General features: G+C 60.0%; 19 protein-coding genes. 13 read left to right on the top strand and 6 right to left on the bottom strand.

Annotated elements, in window-relative coordinates; translation table 11 throughout:
* Nucleotides 1-3 precede the first annotated feature (3 nt).
* From FIV03_RS16020 to FIV03_RS15985, 8 genes are all read left to right on the top strand, one after another.
* The gene (locus FIV03_RS16020) at nucleotides 4-1,518 is read left to right on the top strand and encodes a YcjX family protein (RefSeq protein ID WP_152510253.1); all 1,515 of its coding nucleotides are present in this window, start codon (nucleotides 4-6) and stop codon (nucleotides 1,516-1,518) included.
* Entirely contained in the window at nucleotides 1,515-2,561 is a 1,047-nt protein-coding gene (locus FIV03_RS16015) for a TIGR01620 family protein (RefSeq protein WP_152510252.1), read from the top strand. The genes FIV03_RS16020 and FIV03_RS16015 overlap by 4 nt, the downstream gene beginning before the upstream one ends.
* Nucleotides 2,562-2,744: 183 nt before the next feature.
* The gene (locus FIV03_RS16010; RefSeq protein ID WP_152510251.1) at nucleotides 2,745-5,075 is read left to right on the top strand and encodes an autotransporter domain-containing protein; all 2,331 of its coding nucleotides are present in this window, start codon (nucleotides 2,745-2,747) and stop codon (nucleotides 5,073-5,075) included.
* A 141-nt stretch (nucleotides 5,076-5,216) separates the two neighbouring features.
* Complete coding sequence (locus FIV03_RS16005) at nucleotides 5,217-5,753, top strand: dTDP-4-dehydrorhamnose 3,5-epimerase family protein (protein WP_152510250.1); 537 nt, start codon at nucleotides 5,217-5,219, stop codon at nucleotides 5,751-5,753.
* Between the two features lie 47 nt (nucleotides 5,754-5,800).
* A complete protein-coding gene (locus tag FIV03_RS16000) occupies nucleotides 5,801-6,706 on the top strand; it encodes a Gfo/Idh/MocA family oxidoreductase (protein ID WP_152510249.1) in 906 nt (301 codons plus the stop codon).
* Nucleotides 6,703-7,674, top strand: a complete 972-nt coding sequence (locus tag FIV03_RS15995; protein WP_173013867.1) for a glycosyltransferase family 2 protein — start codon at nucleotides 6,703-6,705, stop codon at nucleotides 7,672-7,674. Before FIV03_RS16000 ends, FIV03_RS15995 begins: the two co-directional genes overlap by 4 nt.
* Before the next feature lie 39 nt (nucleotides 7,675-7,713).
* Nucleotides 7,714-8,889: a VWA domain-containing protein gene (locus tag FIV03_RS15990; RefSeq protein ID WP_023000677.1), complete on the top strand. Its 1,176-nt coding sequence runs from the start codon at nucleotides 7,714-7,716 to the stop codon at nucleotides 8,887-8,889.
* Nucleotides 8,890-8,922: 33 nt separating this feature from the next.
* Complete coding sequence (locus FIV03_RS15985) at nucleotides 8,923-10,050, top strand: hypothetical protein (protein ID WP_152510247.1); 1,128 nt, start codon at nucleotides 8,923-8,925, stop codon at nucleotides 10,048-10,050.
* Between the two features lie 73 nt (nucleotides 10,051-10,123).
* Here the strand turns inward: FIV03_RS15985 and FIV03_RS15980 are convergent, their stop codons facing one another.
* Together FIV03_RS15980 and FIV03_RS15975 are read right to left on the bottom strand one after the other, a co-directional pair.
* Nucleotides 10,124-10,549 (bottom strand): universal stress protein, encoded by a 426-nt coding sequence (locus FIV03_RS15980; RefSeq protein WP_152510246.1) that lies wholly within the window; start codon nucleotides 10,547-10,549, stop codon nucleotides 10,124-10,126.
* Between the two features lie 69 nt (nucleotides 10,550-10,618).
* Nucleotides 10,619-11,407, bottom strand: coding sequence for a helix-turn-helix transcriptional regulator (locus tag FIV03_RS15975; RefSeq protein ID WP_023000674.1), 789 nt, complete (start codon nucleotides 11,405-11,407; stop codon nucleotides 10,619-10,621).
* Between the two features lie 306 nt (nucleotides 11,408-11,713).
* Between FIV03_RS15975 and FIV03_RS15970 the strand changes: the two genes are divergently transcribed.
* Nucleotides 11,714-12,940 (top strand): MFS transporter, encoded by a 1,227-nt coding sequence (locus FIV03_RS15970; RefSeq protein WP_152510245.1) that lies wholly within the window; start codon nucleotides 11,714-11,716, stop codon nucleotides 12,938-12,940.
* A gap of 82 nt (nucleotides 12,941-13,022) precedes the next feature.
* Here FIV03_RS15970 and FIV03_RS15965 read toward each other — a convergent pair whose 3' ends face one another.
* From FIV03_RS15965 to FIV03_RS15955, 3 genes are all read right to left on the bottom strand, one after another.
* Nucleotides 13,023-13,343, bottom strand: coding sequence for a 2Fe-2S iron-sulfur cluster-binding protein (locus tag FIV03_RS15965; protein ID WP_152510244.1), 321 nt, complete (start codon nucleotides 13,341-13,343; stop codon nucleotides 13,023-13,025).
* A 127-nt stretch (nucleotides 13,344-13,470) separates the two neighbouring features.
* The gene (locus tag FIV03_RS15960; protein WP_208984210.1) at nucleotides 13,471-13,833 is read right to left on the bottom strand and encodes an Hpt domain-containing protein; all 363 of its coding nucleotides are present in this window, start codon (nucleotides 13,831-13,833) and stop codon (nucleotides 13,471-13,473) included.
* A gap of 250 nt (nucleotides 13,834-14,083) precedes the next feature.
* Nucleotides 14,084-14,398 carry a hypothetical protein gene (locus tag FIV03_RS15955; protein ID WP_023000670.1) on the bottom strand — a complete coding sequence of 105 codons (315 nt, stop codon included), beginning with the start codon at nucleotides 14,396-14,398 and terminating at the stop codon, nucleotides 14,084-14,086.
* Between the two features lie 282 nt (nucleotides 14,399-14,680).
* On the opposite strand from FIV03_RS15955, the gene FIV03_RS15950 reads away from it, so the two are divergent.
* A complete protein-coding gene (locus tag FIV03_RS15950; RefSeq protein ID WP_152510243.1) occupies nucleotides 14,681-20,455 on the top strand; it encodes an antitoxin in 5,775 nt (1,924 codons plus the stop codon).
* Between the two features lie 392 nt (nucleotides 20,456-20,847).
* A complete protein-coding gene (locus tag FIV03_RS15945; protein WP_152510242.1) occupies nucleotides 20,848-21,126 on the top strand; it encodes a GIY-YIG nuclease family protein in 279 nt (92 codons plus the stop codon).
* Between the two features lie 167 nt (nucleotides 21,127-21,293).
* Here the strand turns inward: FIV03_RS15945 and FIV03_RS15940 are convergent, their stop codons facing one another.
* Nucleotides 21,294-21,827: a MarR family transcriptional regulator gene (locus FIV03_RS15940; protein ID WP_152510241.1), complete on the bottom strand. Its 534-nt coding sequence runs from the start codon at nucleotides 21,825-21,827 to the stop codon at nucleotides 21,294-21,296.
* Nucleotides 21,828-21,991: 164 nt separating this feature from the next.
* Here FIV03_RS15940 and FIV03_RS15935 point away from each other — a divergent pair, with 164 nt between their 5' ends.
* Together FIV03_RS15935 and FIV03_RS15930 are read left to right on the top strand one after the other, a co-directional pair.
* Nucleotides 21,992-23,020, top strand: a complete 1,029-nt coding sequence (locus FIV03_RS15935; protein WP_286202199.1) for a TRAP transporter substrate-binding protein — start codon at nucleotides 21,992-21,994, stop codon at nucleotides 23,018-23,020.
* Nucleotides 23,021-23,022: 2 nt separating this feature from the next.
* Nucleotides 23,023-23,532 carry a TRAP transporter small permease gene (locus FIV03_RS15930; RefSeq protein ID WP_152510239.1) on the top strand — a complete coding sequence of 170 codons (510 nt, stop codon included), beginning with the start codon at nucleotides 23,023-23,025 and terminating at the stop codon, nucleotides 23,530-23,532.
* Nucleotides 23,533-23,550: the final 18 nt, after the last annotated feature.

The raw sequence follows: 23,550 nt of genomic DNA, 5'->3' as shown, positions 1-23,550 counted from the left end.
TACATGAACGCGCTGGAGGCCCTTGTGAACCCATTGACGACACTTGCAGAAGAAACCCGGCTGACACTGGCCAATCTTGCCGATGCGGCAACCGATCTGGCTGTGCCGAGCGTCCGGCTGGGCGTGACCGGACTTGCGCGCGCAGGCAAGACCGTCTTTCTGACCGCGCTTGTGCACAACCTCGTTCATGGTGGCCGCCTGCCGCTCTTCAGCGCCGCTTCCGGGCACCGAATGACCGGAGCAAGGCTTCAGCCGCAACCTGACGACGCCGTGCCGCGCTTCGACTATGAAGCGCACGTGCGTGCCCTGGTGAGTGAGCGTATCTGGCCGGAATCGACCCGTCAGGTCTCCGAACTGCGCCTGACCATCGACTATGAGAGCGCCTCCTACTTCCACCGCAAGCTTGGTCCCGGCCGCCTTCATCTCGACCTGATCGATTATCCCGGCGAGTGGTTGCTGGATCTGCCGCTTCTCGGCAAGGACTATGCCACCTTCTCCGCCGAGGCAATGCAGCGCGCCCGGGCGGAAAACCGGGCGGAGATCGCCGCGCCGTTTCTGAAGATCCTGGCCGCCACGGAAGCAAACGCAGAAGAAAGCGAACCGGCAGCACAAGAGCTGGCGGCAAATTTCAAAACCTATCTGGCTGCCTGCAGAGCCGACGCCCACGCCCTGTCCATGCTTCCCCCGGGACGCTTCCTGATGCCCGGGGATCTCGACGGCTCTCCGGCCCTGACCTTCGCGCCGCTGGACATTCCGGCAGACGCCGCCCCGGCAAGGACAGGCACGTTGCGGGCGATGATGGAGCGGCGATACGAGGCCTACAAGACCCACGTCGTGCGTCCGTTCTTCCGCAATCACTTCGCGCGCCTCGACCGCCAGATCGTGCTGGTCGATGTCCTTCATGCCCTGAACGCAGGGCCGCACGCGATTGCCGATCTGGAAACCGCCCTCACCGAAGTTCTCGGAGCTTTCCGTCCGGGCAAACGCAGCTGGCTGTCCTCCATCCTGTCGCGACGGATCGACCGCATCCTGTTCGCGGCGACCAAGGCAGACCACCTGCACAGATCGGATCACGACCGACTGGAGCTGATCCTGAAGAGACTGGTTGCCCGAGCAGAAGAGAAGGCAACATTCAAGGGAGCGGAGGTCGAAGTGCTGGCCATGGCTGCGGTCCGTGCGACGCGTGAAGCAACGGTCAAGCATCGCGGCGAAGCTTTGCCTGCGATCCTTGGAACGCCATTGCCGGGCGAACGGCTGAACGGTGACACCTACGACGGAAAAACCGAAATCGCCATGTTTCCCGGTGACTTGCCGGACGACCCTGAATCACTTTTTGGACAAGCTGACTCAGTTTCTGAAGCACTTCGAGCAAGCTTTCAAACCGCTCAGGCAGACCTTCAGTTCCTGAGGTTCCGGCCACCGGAACTCGACAAGACCGCAGAAGGCCTGACTTTGTCTCTGCCGCATATCCGGCTTGACCGCGCCCTGGAATTCCTGATCGGAGATCGCCTGGCATGACCGGTTCCCAGCCCCCGTCCAATCGCAAACCGACCGCCTTCCGTCTCGATGATTCCAAGGTGCGGATGACCGATGACGAAACAAGGATGCCCTCGGCCGGCGAAGCCCTGGTCACCCAGGCCTTCATTGATGACGAGGAACCTCGCCTTCCTCGCGCCGCCAGCACTCCCAGATCCGGATTTCGGTTCGGAAAGTGGCTGATGATAGGTCTGTCCGGCCTCGTGTCGCTGGCTGTCGGCCTTGCGGTCGACAGCCTGATACGGGATCTCTTTGCCCGGACCGACTGGCTGGGATGGCTGGGTGTGGCTCTTGCCGTTCTTGCGGCGCTTGGCCTACTCGGCCTGGTCATTCGCGAGATCGCGGGCCTCATGCGCCTTGGCCGAATAGACCACCTGCGGGACCGGCTGCAGAGCGCCGCCGAAGCAGATGACGCGAAGGCGGCATCAGCCGGCCTGAAGGAACTGCTCACACTCTACAAGGACCGTCCCGAAACGGCCCAGGGCCGCAAGGCGCTGGCGGGGCATATGCGGGAAGTCATCGACGGCCGGGATCTGGTGAAACTGGCCGAACGCGATCTGCTAAGCCCGCTCGACCTGGAAGCCCGCCGCATCGTGATGAACAGTGCAAAACGCGTTTCCATCGTCACGGCCGTCAGCCCACGGGCACTGGTCGATCTGCTGGCGGTCCTGTTCGAGAACCTGCGCACGATCCGGCGCCTATCCGCCCTTTACGGCGGGAGACCCGGTACACTTGGCTTCCTGCGCCTCGCAAAACACGTCATGGCACATCTGGCAGTGACCGGCGGCATGGCGGCAGGCGACAGCCTTGCCTCGCAGGTGCTGGGTCACGGTCTGGCGGCTCGACTTTCCGCCCGCCTGGGCGAAGGTGTGGTCAATGGACTGCTCACGGCCCGCATCGGCATTGCGGCAATTGCAGTCTGCAGGCCGGCACCGTTCGTGGCCGGCACCGGACCGACCATCTCGGACTTCATGGGTGAGCTTGTCTCGTTTGCAAAAAAAGAAGACCCGGCCGACAAGTCTTAAAGTTTAGATTTCAAATAATACACGGCATGGTTCTGCGCATAAAGCAACCAAACCGATTGCTATTTCTACCAATGACCCATAAACGTCTTATTCGTTAAGGTTTCTGCGGACGAGCAGTGGCGTCTTCCTCGGAATACAACAATAATTGCCAGGTGAGACGTTAACTTGTGTAGCGACAGGCCGTTGCCAACCCAGACGAAATCCGCCCTTCAGCATCGCCGCCAACTCAAGGCTTTTCTGCTTTGCAGTTGCGCCCTGGTTTTGCTTGGTCCGGAAAAAAGCCTTGCCGGTGACATTACCATCGGCTCGGGCACCACGGTCACCACAACACAGACACTGACGGACGTTGGCGACACCGGAACAGTCGAGAGCGGCGGCACCATCGACGTTACCGATCAGGATGGCCTGGTTCTCGGCAACGACGACCAGACAGCAACCAACAACGGCACCATCACAGTCAACAAGACAACCATTGGCACACCTAATTTTGCCGGTATTGGGTCCGATGAGGACAATGCCACCGTTCACAACAACGGAACCGTTACTACCACGGGCAGCCGTGCATTCGGCATTGCCGGTGACGGGGATGACTTCACGGTCACCAACTCGGGCACCATCACCACTTCGGGAGAGGTATCCGACGCCATTTTGTCCCTTGGCGCGAACACAAAAATCACCAACTTCGGAACGATTCTCACCACCGGGGAAGATGCCGATGGCATCAATGCTACTTCCAACAACCCAACGGTTTCCAATTCGGGTACCATTACGACCTCTGGTAAGGACTCGGACGGAATTCGGTCAGGGGGTACGGACGCGGAAATCACCAACTCCGGCACGATTTCCACAACCGGTGAAGGCGCCTATGGCATCAATGCCGTGGGAATCCGACCGACAGTTTTCAACTCGGGTACGATCACAACGACAGGTGACGACGCCTATGCGATCGACACCGATGAAGACGACGCGAAGGTAACCAACACCGGAACGATTACCACGTCTGGCAAGGACGCGGACGGCTTTGACAGCGACGGCGACGATGTCATCCTGATCAATACCGGTGTGATGACCATGTCCGGTTCGCTGGCAGACGGCATCGACAACGACGGCGACCGCGCCGCGATCACCAACTCGGGCACGATTACTGTTTCTGGGGAAGACGCCAACCCGATCGAATCCAATGGCGATGACGTCACCATCTCCAACAGCGGCACGCTTCGCAACACCGGTACGGTTTCCGGAAGCGACGACGATGTCGGGCATGGCATTGCCGTTGACGGCGACAATGTCACGATCACCAACTCCGGCGAGATCTACAGCAGCAACGGGTCCTCGATCTATGTCGATGGTTCTGATGCAACCGTTACCCTGAACAATGGCACCATACTTCAGGGTGTTCTGACCTTTACCGATCCGACCACCGCAACCCTGAACTACGCGGCCGGGCGAACGGCGATCCTGACCTTCAGCGGCATCCCGGGAACGCTGACGACGGCAGGTCTCACTTCAGCGACCAACGGCAACACGATCACCATCCTCAATCCGGACGATTTCCGGCTGGACACGGTTGCCCAGACCTTCAACACCATGACGCGCGCTGTCACCGGCAGCCTTGAACAGCAGATGGACCTCAATCGACTGGGCGGCACGTCCTTCGTCGCAACCAACGGTCCAGCTCCGGAAGAGCAAAACGCCACCGCGCTTTGGGTCACGCCTCTTGGCGGTGTTCTTTCCAGGCAAGGCAGCGACGGGTTCGACCATACATTCGGCGGCATCACCGCCGGGGCTGAGAAGACATTCGCCGAAGGGCTTGCCGCCGGTGTTGCCGGTGGCTTTACCATCGGCAGGACGACCAGCGACGGCGACATTCACTCGGCCTCCAGCTACAGCATCCACGCCGGTGGCTATCTCAGCCGCTCCTGGCAGGCGACCTTTGCTCAATTCGGCCTTCTCGGCGGCTACCTGAAGAGCGATGAAGACGTCACCGTCCTCAACAACATGGTTGTCGGTGGCCTGCAGGACCTTTCCATCGACTACGACTATGTCTACGTAACGCCCTCCGCGCGCCTCGGCCATGCCTTCGCCCTGAGTGAGGGTACGCTGACACCCAGCGCTCGAGTGCGCTACTCAGGTCTCTGGCAAACGGGTGACGCCGATGAAAGCGCCACCGGCCTTTCGGTTTCCGGCCGGTCGCTGCACGTTCTGGAACTGCGCGCGCAGGCGACCTACGATCATGCCCCCATCGTCCAGAATGGCGGCACGCTCTATCTCAGTGCAAATGCGGGTATCGACGGCATCTTCACGCTAAACGACAGTGTCGACGCCACCCTCCAGGGAGCCGCCTTGAACCTGTCCGTCGACGACGATGACGCGGTGCTCCGCGGTTTTGCGGCAGCCGATGCCGTGTGGCAGGTCAATGACGGCACGAAATTTCTCGCCGGAATAGAAGGCGGTTACGACAGCGCCGATACACTTTCCGCATCGGTTCGCCTGGGCGCCAAGATCAGTTTCTGAGGACTTGGGAAAGCCCCCTTCCCTCAAACGCCGTTCCGATGCTGGCCTCCACATCGTCGTGAAACCTGTTAGTCTGTCCCTGGGTCCGGATGGGCCGCGAAGCTTGCGCGAGAAAAACGGTCGTTGGGGTCAGGCAATTCGATGAAAACCGAAGAAACGTCAATTGAAGGCGTGATTGTCCATGACCTGGTTTCGCACATCGATGACCGCGGCAGTTTCACCGAAATCTACCGGGAGACCTGGCTCACCGGGTTCAAGTCGATCCAGTGGAACATCGTCACCTCGAAAGAAGACACATTGCGCGGTGTTCACGTGCACAAGGATCACTACGATTATCTGATGGTCCTGTCCGGAAAGATGCTGCTTGGTCTGCATGACATACGCCGCGACAGCCCGACCTTTGGAACCTCTAAGTTTCTCGATCTTTCAGCGGAAAACAGACGAGCTGTTTCAATTCCGCCGGGGGTTTGCCACGGATTTTATTTTCCGCAAGCCGCGACGCATCTTTATTCCGTTTCCACCTACTTCGACCCGGCGGACGATTTAGGCTGCAAGTTCGATTGTCCTGAACTGAACCTGTCTTGGCCAACGAAGGACCCCATCCTTTCCGATAGAGACAGAACAGCCGACAACTATGCGCAGATGCTTGATAAATTCTATGCGGACGCCAATGCCTGATTACGCAGTGACCTGCAATTTCACATCGCCGGCTGTTGGACACAGCCATGACTGATATCGGTCTGGTTGGCTTTGGCCGGTGGGGAAAGCTCATCTTTCGCGATCTGCGCAGCTTGGGTCTAAACGTGCACGTGGCGGTGCCCGGTTCGGACAGCCAGCACGCAGCCCGGGAGGCCGGAGCCGCTTCGGTGTGCGATAGCGCCGCCAAGCTTCCTGACTGCGCGGGATATGTCGTTGCGCCCCCAACCGTGCTTCACGCGGCCTGCATCGACGCACTTGCACCGCGGAACCGGCCGATCTTCTGCGAGAAACCGGTCACCAACGACGCACACGCGGCGCAAAGACTTGCCGATACGCTGCAGGAACGTCTCTTCGTCATGGACAAGTGGCGCTATCATCCCGGCATTTTGAAACTTGCGGAACTGGCAAAATCCGGCGCCCTGGGTCAGATCGAAGCGGTACGCACCTATCGGCTCGGCTGGGGCAATCCTCACAAGGATGTCGACAGCCTCTGGATCCTGATGCCGCATGATCTTTCGATCGCGCTCGAAATCCTGGGAACATTGCCCAAGGCACATTCGGCGATCGCCCAGATCCCGGGCCTGGGTGGTGAGGACCTGACTGCCCGTCTTCAAAACGACGGGAAACCGCTCACCGTCACCATGGAGATCTCATCCCTCCATCCGGCCCCAAAACGCTCCGCCGTCGTAATCGGCAGCAAGGCGGTGGCCCAACTTGCCTCATCCTATGACGATCGCGTTCTCCTTGCCCCGAGAGATCACGGCCAGAGGCCTCAGCAAATCGAGGTTGGCACGAAAATGCCTCTTCTGGCCGAACTGGAAGCATTCGTCGCGCATCTGGAAGGGGGGCCTGCTCCAAAGTCCTCGGCTGCAGAAGGCGCATTGATCGTCAGGCGGATTGCCGAACTCAGAGCGCTCGCAGGATTGCCGTGACCCATCCGCGCTTCACCGTCCTGCTGCCTGTCAACAGACCGCCCGCGCTTCTGCCTTTCGCCGTCGAGAGTGTTCTGGGACAGTCCCTGCAAGATTTCGAACTGTTCATCGTTTGTGACGGCGCCCCCCAAGAGACCGTGCAGGAAGCGGAGAAGCTGGCAGGGCGTGACGAGAGGATCCGCGTTTTTTCCTTCCCCAAGGGAGAAAGGCACGGCGAAGCTCATCGGGACTCGGCTCTCAAGCAGGCAAACGGCAAATTTGTTGCCCAGATCGGCGATGACGACATCTGGTTTCCCGAACATCTGTCGGAACTGGCCCGCCTGCTGCAAACCTGCGACTTCGGTAATCTGCTTCAGGCTGAAATTCTGCCTGACGGGACGTTCACGGTTCATATCGGAGACCTGTCGGACGCGGACACGCGCCGCAAGATGCTGGAGACGCGTTGGAACTTCTTCGGCCCGTCGACGGTCGGCTATTCCCTTGAGGCCTATCGGTCTCTGGATGTTGGCTGGAGCCCAGCACCACCTGACTTCTGGACCGATCTCTTCATGTGGCGAAAGTTCCTGGCACGGCCGGACTTCACCTTTGCAACACGGCCCACGGTTCAATGCATCAAGCCTTCCGCCGTGCACCGTCAGGACATGTCGCTTGCCGAGAGGCAGGGTGAAATGATGGCGCTGATGCAAAGGTTTGCCGATCCGGCGGAAAGGCAGGATTTCCAGACCAGCTGCAATGAAATGCTGATCAACCACCTCAGGTCCGAAAGCCGGCACCATGCGGACAACGCGGCCCGGCAGACGCAAACGGTTTCCGCCCAGCAGGGGAAAATCCGCGAATTGCAGGCCGAACTCGACCTGCAGAAGCGCCGTTACGAAGCAATCCTCGCCTCGTCGTCCTGGAAGATGACGGCGCCCTTTCGCAAAAGTGGCAGGGTGCTTCGCAAACTCCTGTCGAAGCGTCCTTTTTGACCCCTCGACAGGCAACTGCCTGGAACTTACCTTTCGCACATGTTCATTACCTTCTTCACCGAACTGAAATCGGCCGGCATCCCGGTCTCGCTCCGCGAATATCTGACGCTGATGGAAGCGTTGGATAAGGATCTGGCGGAAAAGAGCGTCGAGGATTTCTACTATCTCGCCCGGCTCACGCTGGTGAAGGACGAGAGCAACCTGGACAAGTTCGACCGCGTCTTCGGCCACGTCTTCAAGGGGCTCGACCTCATGAGCGAGGTTGCCACCACCGAGATACCGGAGGAATGGCTGCGCCGCCTGGCGGAAAAGCACCTCAGTGAAGAGGAAAAGGCCCAGATCGAGGCACTCGGCGGCTTTGAAAAGCTGATGGAGACCCTGCGCGAACGCCTCAAGGAGCAGCAAAAGCGCCACCAGGGCGGCAACAAATGGATCGGGACAGCCGGCACGTCGCCGTTCGGTGCCTATGGTTACAATCCGGAAGGTGTGCGCATAGGCCAGCACGAAAGCCGGCACCGTCGTGCGGTCAAGGTCTGGGACAAGCGCGAATTCAAGGACCTCGACGACACCCAGTTGCTAGGCACCCGCAACATCCAGGTCGCCCTGAAGCGACTGCGCAACTTCGCTCGAACGGGTGCTGCTGAAGAACTGGACCTCGACGACACCATTCGTGCAACAGCCCACAAGGGCCTTCTGGACATCAAGATGCGGCCGGAACGTCACAACGCGGTCAAGGTGCTGTTGTTCTTCGATATCGGCGGGTCGATGGACGATCATATCCGGGTCTGTGAGGAGCTGTTTTCGGCCGCACGTTCCGAATTCAAGGTGATGGAACACTTCTACTTCCACAACTGCCTTTACGAATATGTCTGGAAGGAAAACCGCCGCCGCCATACCGAGCGCATGCCGACGATGGACGTGCTGCACAAGTACCCTGCCGACTACAAGATCATCTTTGTCGGCGATGCGTCCATGAGCCCCTACGAGATTGCCTATCCCGGCGGCTCGGTAGAGCACTGGAACGAGGAAGCCGGAGCCGACTGGATGCAGCGGATCACCGGGCTTTACAAGAGTGCGGTCTGGCTGAACCCGGTTCGGCAGGAACACTGGCACTACACACATTCCATCCAGATGTTGAACGAACTGATGGAAGGCCGCATGTTTCCCATGACGGTCGAGGGCCTGACGGATGCCATGAAGGAACTGGCCAGGTAGATCTTCCGCACACAAGGCGCAGAAGGGGATGAAATGGAACCGACCGCGAAACCCGAGCACTCTTTCTCGCAACCTGTTTCCCGTGCAACCACCACCGGCATGTCCGGTGGGGGATTTTACAACGCCAACTCGGCTGCCCAATGGTCTGCCATCGAACAGATATTGCCACTCGTTGAAGAGGCGATTGCGAACCTGCCGGTTGAGGGTACCGGCTCCGTCGGCATTGCCGACTACGGCTGCTCGGAGGGCCGCAATTCTGTTGCGGTCATGAAACACGCCCTCCCGGCATTGCTTACACGCACCGAACGGCCGATCCAGACCATCCATTCAGATCTTCCCACAAACGACTTTTCTGAACTTTTCCGCAGCCTCAGACCGGATGGCGGCTCGGTCTTTGGGTCTGACAGGATTTACTCGGCCGCAATCGGTGGCTCGATGTACGATCAGCTCTGCCCGCCGCGGAGCTTGCACCTTGCCACCACCTTCAACGCCATCGGCTTTCTCTCCTGCCGCCCCGTCTACAGGTTGCCCGGCTATATCCTGCCCAACGGCCCAAGTGTGGCACGGGCAAATGGTTATGTTTCCGAAAAAGACCGGCACGCCTTTGCCGAACAAGCTAAGAACGACATCGCCCGTTTCCTCACCGTCCGCGCAAGGGAACTGGTTCCGGGTGGCAAGCTGCTGGTTCAGGTGTTTGGCTCCAAGGGACCGGCTCGAACCTGTGACGGCCTTTATGATCTTCTGAACGACGCGGTTCTGGACTTCGTCGAGACCGGAGACATCAGCAGGGACGTCTACGACCGCTATTACCAGCCGGTATACATGCGAGACCTGCAAGAACTTGCAGACCCGGTCACCAACGATACGTATGGAGCTGCCGGACTTTATTCACTCGACCGGTCAATGGAGTACGAAATTGCGGTCCCGTTCGTCGACCGCTTCAAGCAGGACGGCGATCTTGACCGCTATGCCCGCGACTATGTCAATTTCTTCCGCGCCTTCACCGAAGCGGTGTTGCGCGCCGCCCTGCCTGAAAGCCCATCACGGAAGGATCTGATCAACCGGATCTTTGCAAGGGCCGAAGACCGCCTGAAGGCTGACACCAGCCTCTACCCCTTCCGTTATGCAGCCGTCGCCATGTTGCTGACGCGCAATGGCTGACGGCTGAGGTTCACGAGCCGATCGGCCTTTCAAGGCCCGGCAGCATCGAACGGCCAGATCGCTGCTTGTCGCTCTAGCTGCGCAACACCATGACCGAGCACGGTGCATGGCGGACAATGTGGGCGGCATTCGAGCCGATGAAGTAGGTCGACAGGCCCGGCTTGTGCGATGTCATCAGCACTAGGTCACAATTCGCCTTTTCGGCTTCCTCGATCACTTCATGATACACCGACCCCATACGCACGGTCACATCGACAGTGCCTTCGGGAACATCCAGATCAGATGCGATCTTGTCGAGGATTTTCGCGGTTTCCTCGAATTCCCGCTTTTGCCAGCCTTCCGGAAGCTGGCTCGCCACGAAGCTTTGAACTTCCGGGCAAACCGCCATCAGGTGGATCTTGGAGCCATAGTCGCGAGCAATCTGCGAGGCTTTGGCAAGCGCCTCCGTGGCAAAGCCGCTTTCGGCCGGGTCAACGGGAACGAGGATTTTCTTGAACATGTCTTGTCTCCCCAAAAAATCAGGTCGACTTTTTGTGCGCCCGGAAAACATGCACCGCCATGACAAGGATCAATCGGCTTCGACACCGTCAAAGTATCGGCCGGGTGTCACGCCGAAGGCCTTCTTGAAGGTCGACACGAAGGCACTCGGTCCCTCGTAACCGAGCTTGTGGGAGACGTCGGAAACGCTTCGCCCGGACGCCAGCAACTCCAGAGCCCGGAACAGTTTCACCTGGCGGCACCAGGTACGGTAGCTGAGCCCCGTCTCCGCTTTTATGCGCCGCTCGAAAGAACGCACGGAAGTCGCACACCGGTCCGCGGCCTCGCTGAGCGAGGGAATATGTGCCGGACAGCGGACGACGCCTTCGCACAGGTCGCGCAGCCGGGCATCCTGCGGCATCGGTAGCTGCAGGGGGGCAACCGGCAGCATCTTCAACTGATCCAGGATTACCGCGGCGATCCGTGCCGCCGGCCCCTTGTCCGTCTCGGAGCGCGGATAGGACATGAACTCGAGAATGAGTGCCCTGAGCAGGGTCGTCACCTGCATCACCTGCGGTGTTTGCGGCAGATCCCTCGTGTAATCATACTGGACATAGATATAACGCAGCTCCGTGTCGGTCAGATACCGGGTCTGGTGGCTGACCCTGGGCGGCAACCAGACCGCCCGCTCGGGTGGCACGAAATAGGTGCCCATCTCCGTGTCGATGGCAATCGATCCCCTGATCACATGGAAGAGCTGCGCCGCATCATGCGAATGCCAGCCATTGTTCCGGCCCTGCAACTGGGTCCGCGCATATCCGATAATCGGCGCGGCGACCGCCTCTTTCGGAAACTCGGCAAGTTCAGGATGAATGCTCATGCGCCGGATCGTATACCTTCACCCCGATATTGCACAGAGGGCCAATAGCACCGGAGGCCCCGGCAACGCAGCACAATCGCGGCAACTATGCCCAGGTCCTGCCGGCAAGGTGAAAGGCTTTCCTCGCACCAAGCCATGATCCACAAGGATAATTTCGCCTTATTGCCGGATGCGTAGCTCTGCACCAGCCAGAATTTGGCGTGTCGGAAACATCTCATGACAAAACAGCGCTAACACGCAAACCGCAATTGGCGTTAGAAACGGCTCGCAACACTGCCGAACGTTTTCTTTTTCCACGGCCACACAATGTCTTACTTCACCCAGAATGCGCACCCGAACGAGGCGACCGGCTGGCGGTCTCCTGTGGTTCTCCTGATGATCATGGCAGGTGCCATGCAGCTCTCCTTTGCTGCCTGGTGGAACCTGATGAACAACTTCGCCGTCCAGGAGCTGGATTTCACCGGCCGGGAGATCGGCATTCAGCAATCGATCCGGGAAATCCCGGGCTTCCTGAGCTTCCTTGCGGTCTATCTCTTGTTGATGATGCGCGAGCAGACGCTCGCCTATGTGTCGCTGCTGCTCCTGGGCGTCGGCGTTGCCGTCACGGGCTATTTTCCGACCGCGATCGGCTTTTATGTAACGACGCTGATCATGTCGATCGGCTTCCATTACTACGAGACGATGGCGCAGTCGCTGTCGCTGCAATGGCTGCCCAAGGCAACGGCCGCTGCAAGCATGGGCAAGATCCTGGCCGTTGGCGCCTTCGCCCAGTTGATCGCCTATGGTGTCATCTTCCTGGCGTGGAAGATGTTCGAACTGTCCTTCACGGTGGTTTTCGCCATTGCCGGTGGGCTGACACTGGTCGTTCTTGTTTTCCTGATCTTCGCCTATCCGCATTTCCGTGAAGGCGTGCCGCAGCACAAGAAGCTGATCCTGAGAAAACGCTACTGGCTCTATTACGCCCTCACCTTCATGGCTGGTGCGCGGCGGCAGATCTTCACGGTTTTCGCCGGCTTCCTGATGGTTGAACGCTTCGGCTATGACGTTCACGAAGTTGCAGGCCTGTTCCTCCTGAACGGCGCCTTCAACATGGTGCTGGCACCCAAGATCGGAAAACTGATTGTTCGCTTCGGCGAGCGAAAGGCGCTGGTTCTGGAGTATGTCGGCCTGGTCCTGGTGTTCATCTGCTATGCCTTCGTCACCAACGCGACACTGGCGGCCAGCCTTTATGTGATCGATCACGCTTTCTTCGCGATCGCCATCGCCATCAAGACCTACTTCCAGAAGATCGCCGATCCTGCCGACATCGCCCCCACCGCCGGCGTCGCCTTTACGATCAACCACATCGCCGCGGTGTTCATTCCGGTGATATTCGGCTTCATCTGGCTGGTGTCCCCGGCTGCGGTCTTCCTGGCCGGCGCTGCCATGGCCCTGGTCAGCCTTGTTCTGGCAACCCTGATCCCGAGCAATCCGGAAGAAGGCCATGAAGTTGACTTCTGGTACCGCAAGCCTTCTGCCCAACCTGCAGAGTAAACTCTGTACCTGGACAAACCAAAACGCCCGCCGGAGTGATCCGGCGGGCGTTTTGTTTGAAATCTTGTCTGAACTGACCTGATCAGGCCTGCCGCTCAGGTACATGCACCACAAGGCCGTCGAGATCGGAAGTCACCTTGATCTGGCAGGACAGGCGCGAGGTCGGCTTCACGTCGTAGGCAAAGTCGAGCATGTCCTCTTCCATCGGCTCCGGAGATCCGGTCTTGCCGCTCCAGGCATCATCTACATAAACGTGGCAGGTAGCGCAGGCGCAAGCACCGCCGCATTCCGCTTCGATGCCCTGGACCATGTTCTTGATGGCGTTTTCCATCACCGTAGAGCCTTCAGTGGCGTCAACGTCGGTCCGGGTTCCATCGGCGGTTACAAATGTGATTTTCGGCATATGTCGCGTCCAAGCCTGAATTTGCGGGTCTTCGAAGCACGACATAAAGATTTACGGCAAAAGGTCAAGGACCGTGCCATTTCCACGCGGCAATCTGCCTCCCCCCGTCCTGGGCGGGGTCTGTCCTTCAACCTTCCAGAAGGTCCCGGATGTAACGGTTTGCCTCATCGACCGCCGCAATCAGGCCTTCGGTGGCCGTATCGGTGCTCGAGCGCATCTTGCCTTCCAGATTTTCGCAAACGATCGCGACCCGCTCCGCGCCGATGGCCCGGGCAGACCCTTTCAGCGTATGCACGAGATCCAGGCGAACGGAATTGTCGGTTTCCTGTTTCAATCGCTCAAGCGTCGAGATGGACTGTGACTTGAACAGATGCAGGACCTGCACTTCTAGATCCCGGTTACCCAGCGTATTGGTTGCCAGTTGCACCAGATCGATCGGTGCCTCCGGACCGGCGCGTCCGGCGACGCGGGCCATGGAAGAAGGGGCCATAAGGGTGCTCCACATTACTCGATACCTGCCTGACGGCACCCCGCCGCAAGCTGTAGAGCCATAACAATGCGCCCCAAGCCCAAACACCCGGTTAAACCGGTTGCTCAAACCGTCCCTTTCGGCCCATGTCCCCAAAAAATTGATTTCATGGTTAATGCGTTTTAACGCAGGTTACGAAACAGGATTAAAAAAGTCCTTGCGTTTCCGCCGATTTCCTGAATCGCTAAAATTTTAATGATCTGATTCGCCGTTAACTTTTTTTGACTTTTTGACTTGCAGAAAGTGCTTCGATGGCGGCGGGCGTGAGCTTGCAGACCAGCCAGTCGGGCTTGATTGGGTTGGAAAACCAAGGCTCTGCCCAACCTGCATCGATGCAGGCGCGGATTGTGCGTGCCGGAATTTCCCGGCCGTTGTCATCGAACAGAGGCAGCTTGCCCCCCGCCTGCCCGAGCCCTTTTTGCAACCAGCGCTTTTGCGCGGCTGTCAACTTTCCCGCTTTGAGAGTAACTTCCAGAACCGTATTTTCAGCATCTGCCGATGCGTCAACCTGCTTTGAATCCGGCATCCAATCCGCCCCCTAAGTGACTCACGCTATTGCCGTTTCTTGTTCGTTAGGAGAGATTGTGCCATTACAGTTACTGATGCGGCAAGGTGGGGAGTGTACCGTCGAACGGAAAGTTCACGGTCGGTCAGCGGCGGCCCTCTCGCACGAACAGGTTTTGCGGCGTTGCCACAGCTGGGCAACGCTCGCAACGAGGACGCATCCGGTAGATAACTGTAAAGAGCTGCGCCAGCGGCTCTGCACGATTACCGGTGTGTAATGAGTACGGATGTGAGGCGACCCTAAATGGCAAATCCGACAAAGGCGAAAGATCCGGCAGAAGCGGCTCTCTCAGCAGTTGAAGAAGCCCTGAAACTTGATTTCGGCGGCCCGGATACCACAGAAACAACCTCCGCGGCAGAGGCCAGCCCTGCCCAGGCAGAACCGGCACGCCGGTCCCAGGGGGAAACGCGAGGCCAGTCCCAGCGCGAAGAGCAGCGTCAGTCTAGACGCCGTGGCCGCGGCGGACGCCCGCCGGCAGCCAACGACGATCGCCGGAACATCGGCAACCTGATCTACTCCTTGCAGCGCCGTCCCTCTTCAGCGCCGTTCTGGGGCGCCCTCGCCCTCAGCGCCCTTTGGGCAGCGCTTGGCAGCAGCCTCTTCATGACAGCGTTCCCCGACAAGGTCGGATCGCTGACCGATCCCCAGACGCTGCTCAGCTCACCGGAGATGATCCTGGCTGTCGTCGGCATCGTCGTTCCGATCATCTTCTTCTTCGTCATGGCCATGATGATCTGGCGCGCGCAGGAGATGCGCATTGTCGCCCGTGGCATGACCGAAGTGGCCCTGCGTCTTGCCGAACCTGAAGACATGGCCAAGGAAAGCATCCTCAGCGTTGGCCAGGCCATCCGCCGCGAAGTCGCCGCCATGGGCGACGGCATCGAACGGGCGATCGCGCGCGCCAGCGAGCTGGAAGTCCTTGTCCATAATGAAGTGTCTTCGCTGGAACGCTCCTATAATGACAACGAACTGAAGATCCGCGCCCTGATCGACGAACTGATCAGCCAGCGCGAGTCCATCGTCATGAACGCCGAGCGCGTGCGCGAAACCATCGCCGGTGCCCATGAGAGCTTCGCCTCACAGCTCTCCAGCACCTCCGGTGAACTCGGCAGCACTGTGGACCATGCAACCCAGCGCATGATTGATGCGGTCAACAGCCGTGTTGAAGAACTCACATCCACCGTCGACAGCCGCATCGAGTCTCTCGGTGCAACGCTGAACGCCTCCGGCAACGAACTCGTCGACAGCCTCACGGTCCGCGCGGAAGACTATGTCGCCCGCCTCTCGTCTACCGGCAACGATCTGGTCGACAGCCTGGCAGAGACCGGTTCCACCATGTGGGAAACGCTCACGGCACGTGGCAACGAGGTAAACGAACGCTTCGCGGACACCGCGAACACCTTCGTGGAAACCCTGTCCGCTCGCAGCACGACGATCAACGAGACCCTGGCAACCTCCAGCAACTCGGTGATCAACACCCTGAGCGAAAAGGCGGACGAGTTCCGGCTCACCCTGGAAACGACCGGCAACAACGTCGGCGAAGTGATCACGGCGCGCGGCGAGGAAATCAACGCCAACCTGTCGCTCACCTCCGGCCGTCTCATCGACACCATCACCTCGCGTACCGAGGAACTGGTGGCAACCGTCGACAACCGCGTCACCACGCTGGACGAGTCCCTTGCCGAAACCGGCAACCGTGTCGTCGAGAGCATTTCCGAAAAAGGCCAGGCGGTTACCGACACCATCTCCATCCGGGGTGCGGAAATCGTCGAGACCCTGTCCAGCCGGTCTACGGAAGTTGCGGAAATCCTGCGTGGCACCGGCGAGAGCATCGTGGTCGATCTGTCGCTGCGCGGCGGTGAAATCGCCTCCAAGCTCGACGAAACCGCAGGGTCCCTCACCCAGACCATCTCCGTTCGCGGTGGTGAGCTGGCCGAGAAACTCGACAACATCTCCGAGCGTATCTACACCGCCATCTCCATCAACGGCAGCGAACTGGACGAACGTCTGGCTGCCCGCAGCAACGAGATGGCCACCATCCTGGAACAGCAGACCATTGGCTTCCGTGAGACCCTGGAAAGCGTCTCCGGCGAATTCTCCGCGAGCCTTGGCGACCAGACCGGTGCGCTTACCCAGAAACTGGCGGAAACCGGAACCCAGCTTGCCGAACTCATCGGCAGCCGCGGCGACCGCGTCGCCGGCGACATCAACCAGATCAGCGGCAAGATCGCCGAAACTCTGGAAGTGCGCGGCCAGGCGCTGCAGGACGGCCTGTCGAGCCGCCTCACCGAGCTGGAAACCATCGTCACCGATCGCGGCGGCCAGCTGATCGACGCTTTCGACACCAAGACCCTGCTCTTGTCCGAAGCGCTGGATTCACGCCTGTCCACGCTGGACACGACGTTCGCCACCCGTATCGACTCCATGGACGCCTCTCTGGGCGATCGCATCGCGACAATGGATGCATCGCTCGACCAGCGCTATTCGGCAATCGATGCAACCCTGACCGACCGTATCGCGGCCATGGATGCGACCCTCGAGCAGCGTTACACCGCCATCGACACGACCCTGACCGATCGTATCGCCACCATGGATGCGACCCTCGAACAGCGTTACACCGCCATCGACACGACCTTGACCGACCGTATCGCCACCATGGACAGCTCTCTGGAGCATCGCTTCACCACCATGGATGCGGGCCTTGGCGAGCGGATCGGCACCATGGACGCGTCGCTGGAACAGCGCTACGCCCTGATGGACGCCACACTCACCGATCGCATCAGCACGCTGGACAATTCGCTTGAGCATCGCCTGTCGTCGATGGACAGCTCGCTCAGCGAGCGGATCTCCACGATGGACTCCTCTCTGGGCAGCCACATCAACACCCTGGACCTGACGCTCGATCAGCGGACCGCGGCCTTCGAGGCAACCCTGGAAGCCCGTACGCAGATCCTGTCCGATGCCATCGAGAACCGCACCACCGGCATCAGCGATGCGCTGGAGGAAAAGACCCGCAACATCACCGATGTTCTTGCGGACCGGTCCGACGCCATCACGCTGCAGCTTGGTCAGCGCATCGAGGCGGCCGGCAACACCCTTGCCGAACGCGCCGAGGAAATCGGCCAGTCCCTGTCGCAGCGCGTTGATACAGCAACGTCTGCAATGGCTGACAAGGCCGAGCTGATCTCCGCCTCCATGACCAGCGGTACCGACCGGATCGACGAGACCCTCGATGCGCGTGCCCGCCAGATCTCCGAAACCCTGATTTCCCGCACAAAGGAAATCGCCAAGGCCTTTGTCGACGGTCAGGACGAGATGACCTCTGCCCTCGACAACCGTCTGGCGGAAGCCGGCAGCGTGCTGGGCAAGCAGAGCGAGCAGCTGACGGAATCCCTGTCCGAGCGGATCGCCGAGATCAACGTCTCCCTGGGTGCCAAGGTGTTCGAGGTTGCCGAAACCCTCGACAGCCGCGCCACCCAGCTGGAAACGCTGCTGAACGAGCGTCTGGAAAGCATTTCCGGCACCCTCACCGGCGAGAGCGAGCGTGCCCGTGACATTCTCACGGCCGTTATCTCCGAAGCCGGAGCAACGCTCTCCACCGAAAGCACGCGTCTGCGTGATGTGGTTCAGGAAGCGGTCACTGCCGCTGTCCAGACCCTCTCCGACGAACGCAATCGTACGGTCGAAATCGTCGACAGTGCTCTCAGCCAGGCGACGGAGAAGCTCTCCGGTGAAGGCGATCGCATGCGCCAGATCGTCCTGGGCTCCGTCGGCGAAGCTCGCGGCGTCCTGGTTGGCGAAAGCCAGAAGGCAGCCGATGCGGTTACCTCTGCAATGAGCCAGGCTACCGGCGCAATGTCCGGTGAAAGCGGCAAGATCCGCGAGCTGGTGCTCAGCGCGGTTGGCGATGCCGCCCGTGCCATGGCTGCCGAAAGCGAAAAGGCCCGTACACTCTACGCTGGCACCCTGGCCGAGTTCTCCGGTTCTCTGACCGGCGAAAGCGACAAGGTCCGCAACGAACTGTCCGGCCTGATTGCCGAAATCTCCGGCAACCTGTCCGCCGAAAGCGAACAGGCCCGCATGACACTGGCGAAAACGCTGGAGGAAATCCGCGGCCAGATGTCGAGCGAAGCCGGCATGGTTCGTGCTCGCGTCAACAGCGCAGTTACCGAAGCAGCAGACCTTCTGGTCGGCCGCGGCAACGAGGTCGCCAACGAACTGCTGGACAAGGCAACCGCGCTCAACGAAGCCTTCGGCGCCCGTTCCGGCGAGCTGGCGAAGATCGTCGGCACCGATGGCAACGAACTCATCAGCGCCATCGAACTGCGTGCCAACGACCTTACCGGACGCCTGTCGGAGGTCCACACGGCGATCCTGGAAGCCATCACGGTCAAGGGCCGCGATGTCACCGACACATTCGCCCATACCGGCCTCGACGCGACCCGCTCGCTGGTGGAAGCCGGCGACCGTATCGTCGCCAGCATCAACGAGCGCAGCGAACAGGCAACCACCCTGCTCACCGACACCAAGCGTCGGCTGGAAGCGGACGTTACCGAGATCCTCAACAAGATCGAGACGTCCAACAGCAACCTGCAGGGCATCGTCGCGACTGCGGGCGAGAACCTCAACGAGGTGGAGGGCAACCTGGCCCGCCGCGCCGGCGAGTTCCGCTCTGCCGTCGACCGGGCGGTTTCGGAAACCAACTCCACCACGGCCCTCATCACCGAACAGGTTGCAAACCTGCGCGATGTGACGGACACCACGCTGGCGGACATCAAGAACCTCACCGGCCGCTTCGGCGACCAGTCGGAGGAATTGACCAAGGCAGCCCGTCACCTGGAAGACACCAACCGCTCCGTCGAGAGCCGTGTTTCCGAGCGCCGGACCGCAATCGAGGACGTTGCGGACACGCTTCTGGCGAAGACCGAAGCCGTCGACACGCTCATGCGCTCCTTCACCAAGACCCTGTCCGAAACGCTGGAATCGGCAGACGACAAGGCACGCGATGCAGCCAACATGCTGTCCGCGGCGGCTGAAGCAGCGTCCAAGCAGGTGTCCGAGCAGTTCGAATCCATGCGCCTCACGGCAGGCATGGAGGGCCAGAAGGCCCGCGAAGCGATCCGCTCCGCACAGGACGACATCATTGCCGAGATGACCCGCACCGTTACCGAAGCGTCCGATCGCTTCAACGATGCGGCCGCCCGGATGCGCGATGTTGCCCGCGACGTTCACCGCGAGCTGGAAGCAACCCGCAGCGAACTGAAACAGGGTGTCCTGAACCTGCCGGAAGAAGCGGAAGAATCTTCCGCCGCGCTGCGCAAGGTGGTCAACGAGCAGATCCGCGCTCTGACGGAACTCTCCGAGATTGTCGCCAAGCAGTCCAACGCGCTCGACATCTCCCGGCCGCAGGCCCAGGCAGCAGTGGCAAGCGCCGCTCCTGCTCCTGCCCCGCAGCAGCAAGCTCCGGTGAACTATGCTCCGGCAGCCCCTGCCCGTCAGCAGAGCGCCCCGGCAAGCGAACCGCGTCCGGCACCGGTCACCACTCGCCGGCAGCAGCCGGCCCCTGCCGAAACCACCAGTTCCGGTGGCAAGGGCTGGGTTGCCGACCTGCTGCGCCGCGCCTCGCGCGACGACGATGCCGGTTCGGACACGGACATGAGCCGCACGCCGCTGCACACGGTTGAAAGCCTCAACTCGCTGTCGGTCGACATTGCCCGCGCCATCGATCACGAAACCTTCGTTGATCTGTGGAACCGCTACCGCAATGGCGAACGCCACGTGTTCACCCGCCGCCTCTACACGCTGCAGGGTCAGCAGACCTTCGACGAAATCCGTCAGAAGTACTCTCGCGATCCGGAGTTCCGCACCGCCGTTGAACGGTATGTGGCAGACTTCGAGCAGCTCCTGGCCCAGGTATCGCGCAACGACCGCGACAACATGCTCGGCCAGACGTACCTGACGTCGGACACCGGCAAGGTCTACACCATGCTGGCCCACGCCAGCGGCCGGCTCGACTAAGAGACGGACAATCAGACACGAAAAGGCGGCCACTGGCCGCCTTTTTTGTTTGCAGGGACAAAAAACGGCCGCCGACTTCATCGCTGTACGCAAGCATCCCTTTCAAGGCCAATTACCTGCATGAGCTCAAAACGGCATCAAAATCCTCCCAAGCGAAGCGGAGCGTCGGGGGACACCCGCATTTCCGCTTGGATGGGACTGCGGGCATTCCAAAGTAACGCCCGCACCGACCCACCAACGCTCTGCAAACGAGTAGGCCCCGGGTCTCACTTGGTTCGCCCGGGGTGACGCCCTGCCTGGATTGATCCAGGGACGCAAAGCGACCGACGCCGCTTGACTTGAATATGCAAAACGGTTGTACCGTCAAATGCAATTCACTTCAGAGGTGAAGTTTGACCTATTACTTTTACATCCTGGCAAGCCGGATGAACGGCCCGCTCTACATCGGGGTGACAAACGGTCTTGCCCGGCGCGTTGAGGAGCATCGCGGTGGGGCAGGCGGCGATTTCACCCGCAAGCACGGCATCGGCAATTTGGTATTTGCAGAAGCGTTCGATGATGTGAGCGAAGCCATCGCCATGGAGAAACGCCTCAAGAAATGGCGCAGATCCTGGAAAGTTCAACTAATCGAGAAGTCCAATCCCGAGTGGCATGATTTAATGGCACCCTAACCCCAGTGTCACCCCGGGCGAGCAGCGCGAGACCCGGGGCCTACTCGTTTGCAGAGCGTATGAGAGCTGGATGAGGCGATGCCTCTTTCAAGTCGGACTCAAGATCCGGCACGCAATGCCGTCTTAGGGCATCGCCCGGCCACTGGAAGTCGAATGACCACCGCCTCTCAATCACTCACCCCATCCAACTCGTCCGAGAGGTTCTCCCGGATCCGCCGGGTAACCGCGAGAAACCCCTCGATTTCCTCGGCTGAGAGGCCGCTGAGCATTTTCTGTTCGACGGCTTTCAGCTTGGGGGCAAGATCCTCGAAAGCCGCGCGTCCTTCCTCTGAAAGCTGCAAAAGAAAACTGCGGCCGTCAGCCTCGTTGCTTTCGCGTGTCAGAAAGCCACGCTCTTCCATGCGTTTCACGGCCCGGCTGACAACCACCTTGTCCATGCTGGAGCGGGAAACGATCTCGCTTGCCTGCAGTCCGCCAGAGGCCGAGCCGAGAATGGCCATGGTGCGCCATTCGGCAGGCATCATGCCGTAATCGCGCTGGTAAACCGCTGAAAGAGCCCGTGTGACGTCGGAATAAAAGACACGCACCCGATAGGGAAAAAATGTTTCCAGCTCGAAGTCGGGCAATGGCGTCTCCGGCGTTTCGCTCGCAATCCCAATGGCTTCTTGGGTCTCGGTCTCCGGATTGGTCAGCTTGGTCATCGGCGCTCAACAGTATTGGTTAGGTCGTCTGCACGATTTTACGATTGACTTGGTTTCATGTGTAACTATTTTGTTGCATATGTAACTATGTTTGGCATCACGTTTCAAGTCCGGGATCATACCGGCAAGAACGGCCTTCATGAAATGAAGGGGAGGAGAAAATCGTGAAACAGTTGAAGTGTCTTTCCATTCTCGCAGGTGTGGCAGCGTCCGCATTGACCGGTTTCATCGCCAGCGCATCCGCCGACGAACTGGTTCTGTCGTCCTGGCTGCCGCCGAAACACCCGCTCGTTACCGACGTGATGGAGCCCTGGGCAGCGGAAGTCGCCATGGCTACCGATGGCCGCGTAACCGTGCGCATTCTGCCCAAGCCGGTCGGCTCGCCGCCTGAGCATTTCGACCTTGCCGCCGAAGGCATCGTCGACATCACCTACGGCCTGCACTCCTTCACGCGCGACGACCGTTTCCTGCGTTCGCGCATTGGCCAGTTCTCCTTCATCGCAAACACTGCGACAGAAGGCTCCAAGGCCTATTGGGACGTCTATGGCGGCACCCTCGACGCGCAAGGCGAACACAAGGGCACCAAGCTGCTCGGCCTTTGGGTTCACGGCCCCGGCATGTTCCACAACAACCAGCGCAAGATCGAAAAGCCTGAAGATTTTGCCGGTCTGAAGATCCGCACTCCGGGCGGCTATGTTGCGGACCTGTCTCAGGAACTTGACATCATCACCCAGTTCATGGGCCCGGGCGAAGTTTACGAGAAGCTGTCCCGCGGTGTTATCGATGGTGTTACCTTCCCCATGGAAGCGTTGCAGGCCTTCAATCTGACCGACTACACCAAATACTCCATGAGCCTGCCGGGCGGCTTCTACAACACCTCTTGGTTCATGGTCATGAATGAAGATGTCTGGGACGGCCTGTCGGAAGAAGACCAGGCGGCCATCGACAAGATTTCCGGTGAAGCCCTTGCCGAAATGGCCGGCGGCGTCTGGGATGGCGCGGATGCCCGTGCGGCTTCCTACATTGCCGACAAGGACATTGAGGTCTACGACGCACCGGCCCCGGTTCTGGAGGCGGTCAAGGAACTTGCAGCCAAGCATGAAGCTACCTGGGCGGCTGCCGTTGCCGAAACCGGCTTTGACGGCACCGCCGCTCTGGCCGAGTTCCGCGACAAAACCGGCATCAAGCACTAAGCATGTCTGCCGAATCCAACGGCCAGGCCCCTCGCCGGATCGATACGATCCGGCGAGGGGTCGGTTTCCTGCTCGGGCTGGCCTGTTTATGTGTGCTGGCCGGCCTGATCGGGCTAACCTGTGTCGACGTCGTCGCACGCTATGCCTTCAACAGCCCCGTGAACGGTGCTTATGAGCTGACGGAGCTGCTGCTGGCCACGCTGATCTTCCTGGCCCTGCCACTGACGACCGCTGCCGGCGAACATATCGAGGTGGAACTTCTCGACGGGCTCAAGAGCGCCCTTCTCAAACGGCTCGGCACATTGGTTGCCGCTGTTTGCACGGTCGGTGTCCTGGCCCTGATCGCGTTCAAGCTGTTCGAGCATGCCGAGAAGATGGACCGCCGCGGACAGGTGACGGATTCCCTTCAGATCCCGCTCTCGCTGATCGGTTGGCTGGGAGCTGCCTCCTTCGCGCTCTCCGCCATCGCCGCCATAGTCTTCGCGGCCAGGCGGTTCCGCGAAAAAGCTTGATACCAGTGAGTATTGAAT

It is taken from the genome of Labrenzia sp. THAF187b, from assembly GCF_009363375.1.
Taxonomy (GTDB): domain Bacteria; phylum Pseudomonadota; class Alphaproteobacteria; order Rhizobiales; family Stappiaceae; genus Roseibium; species Roseibium algicola.
This window is presented reverse-complemented; position numbering and strand designations above follow the sequence as displayed.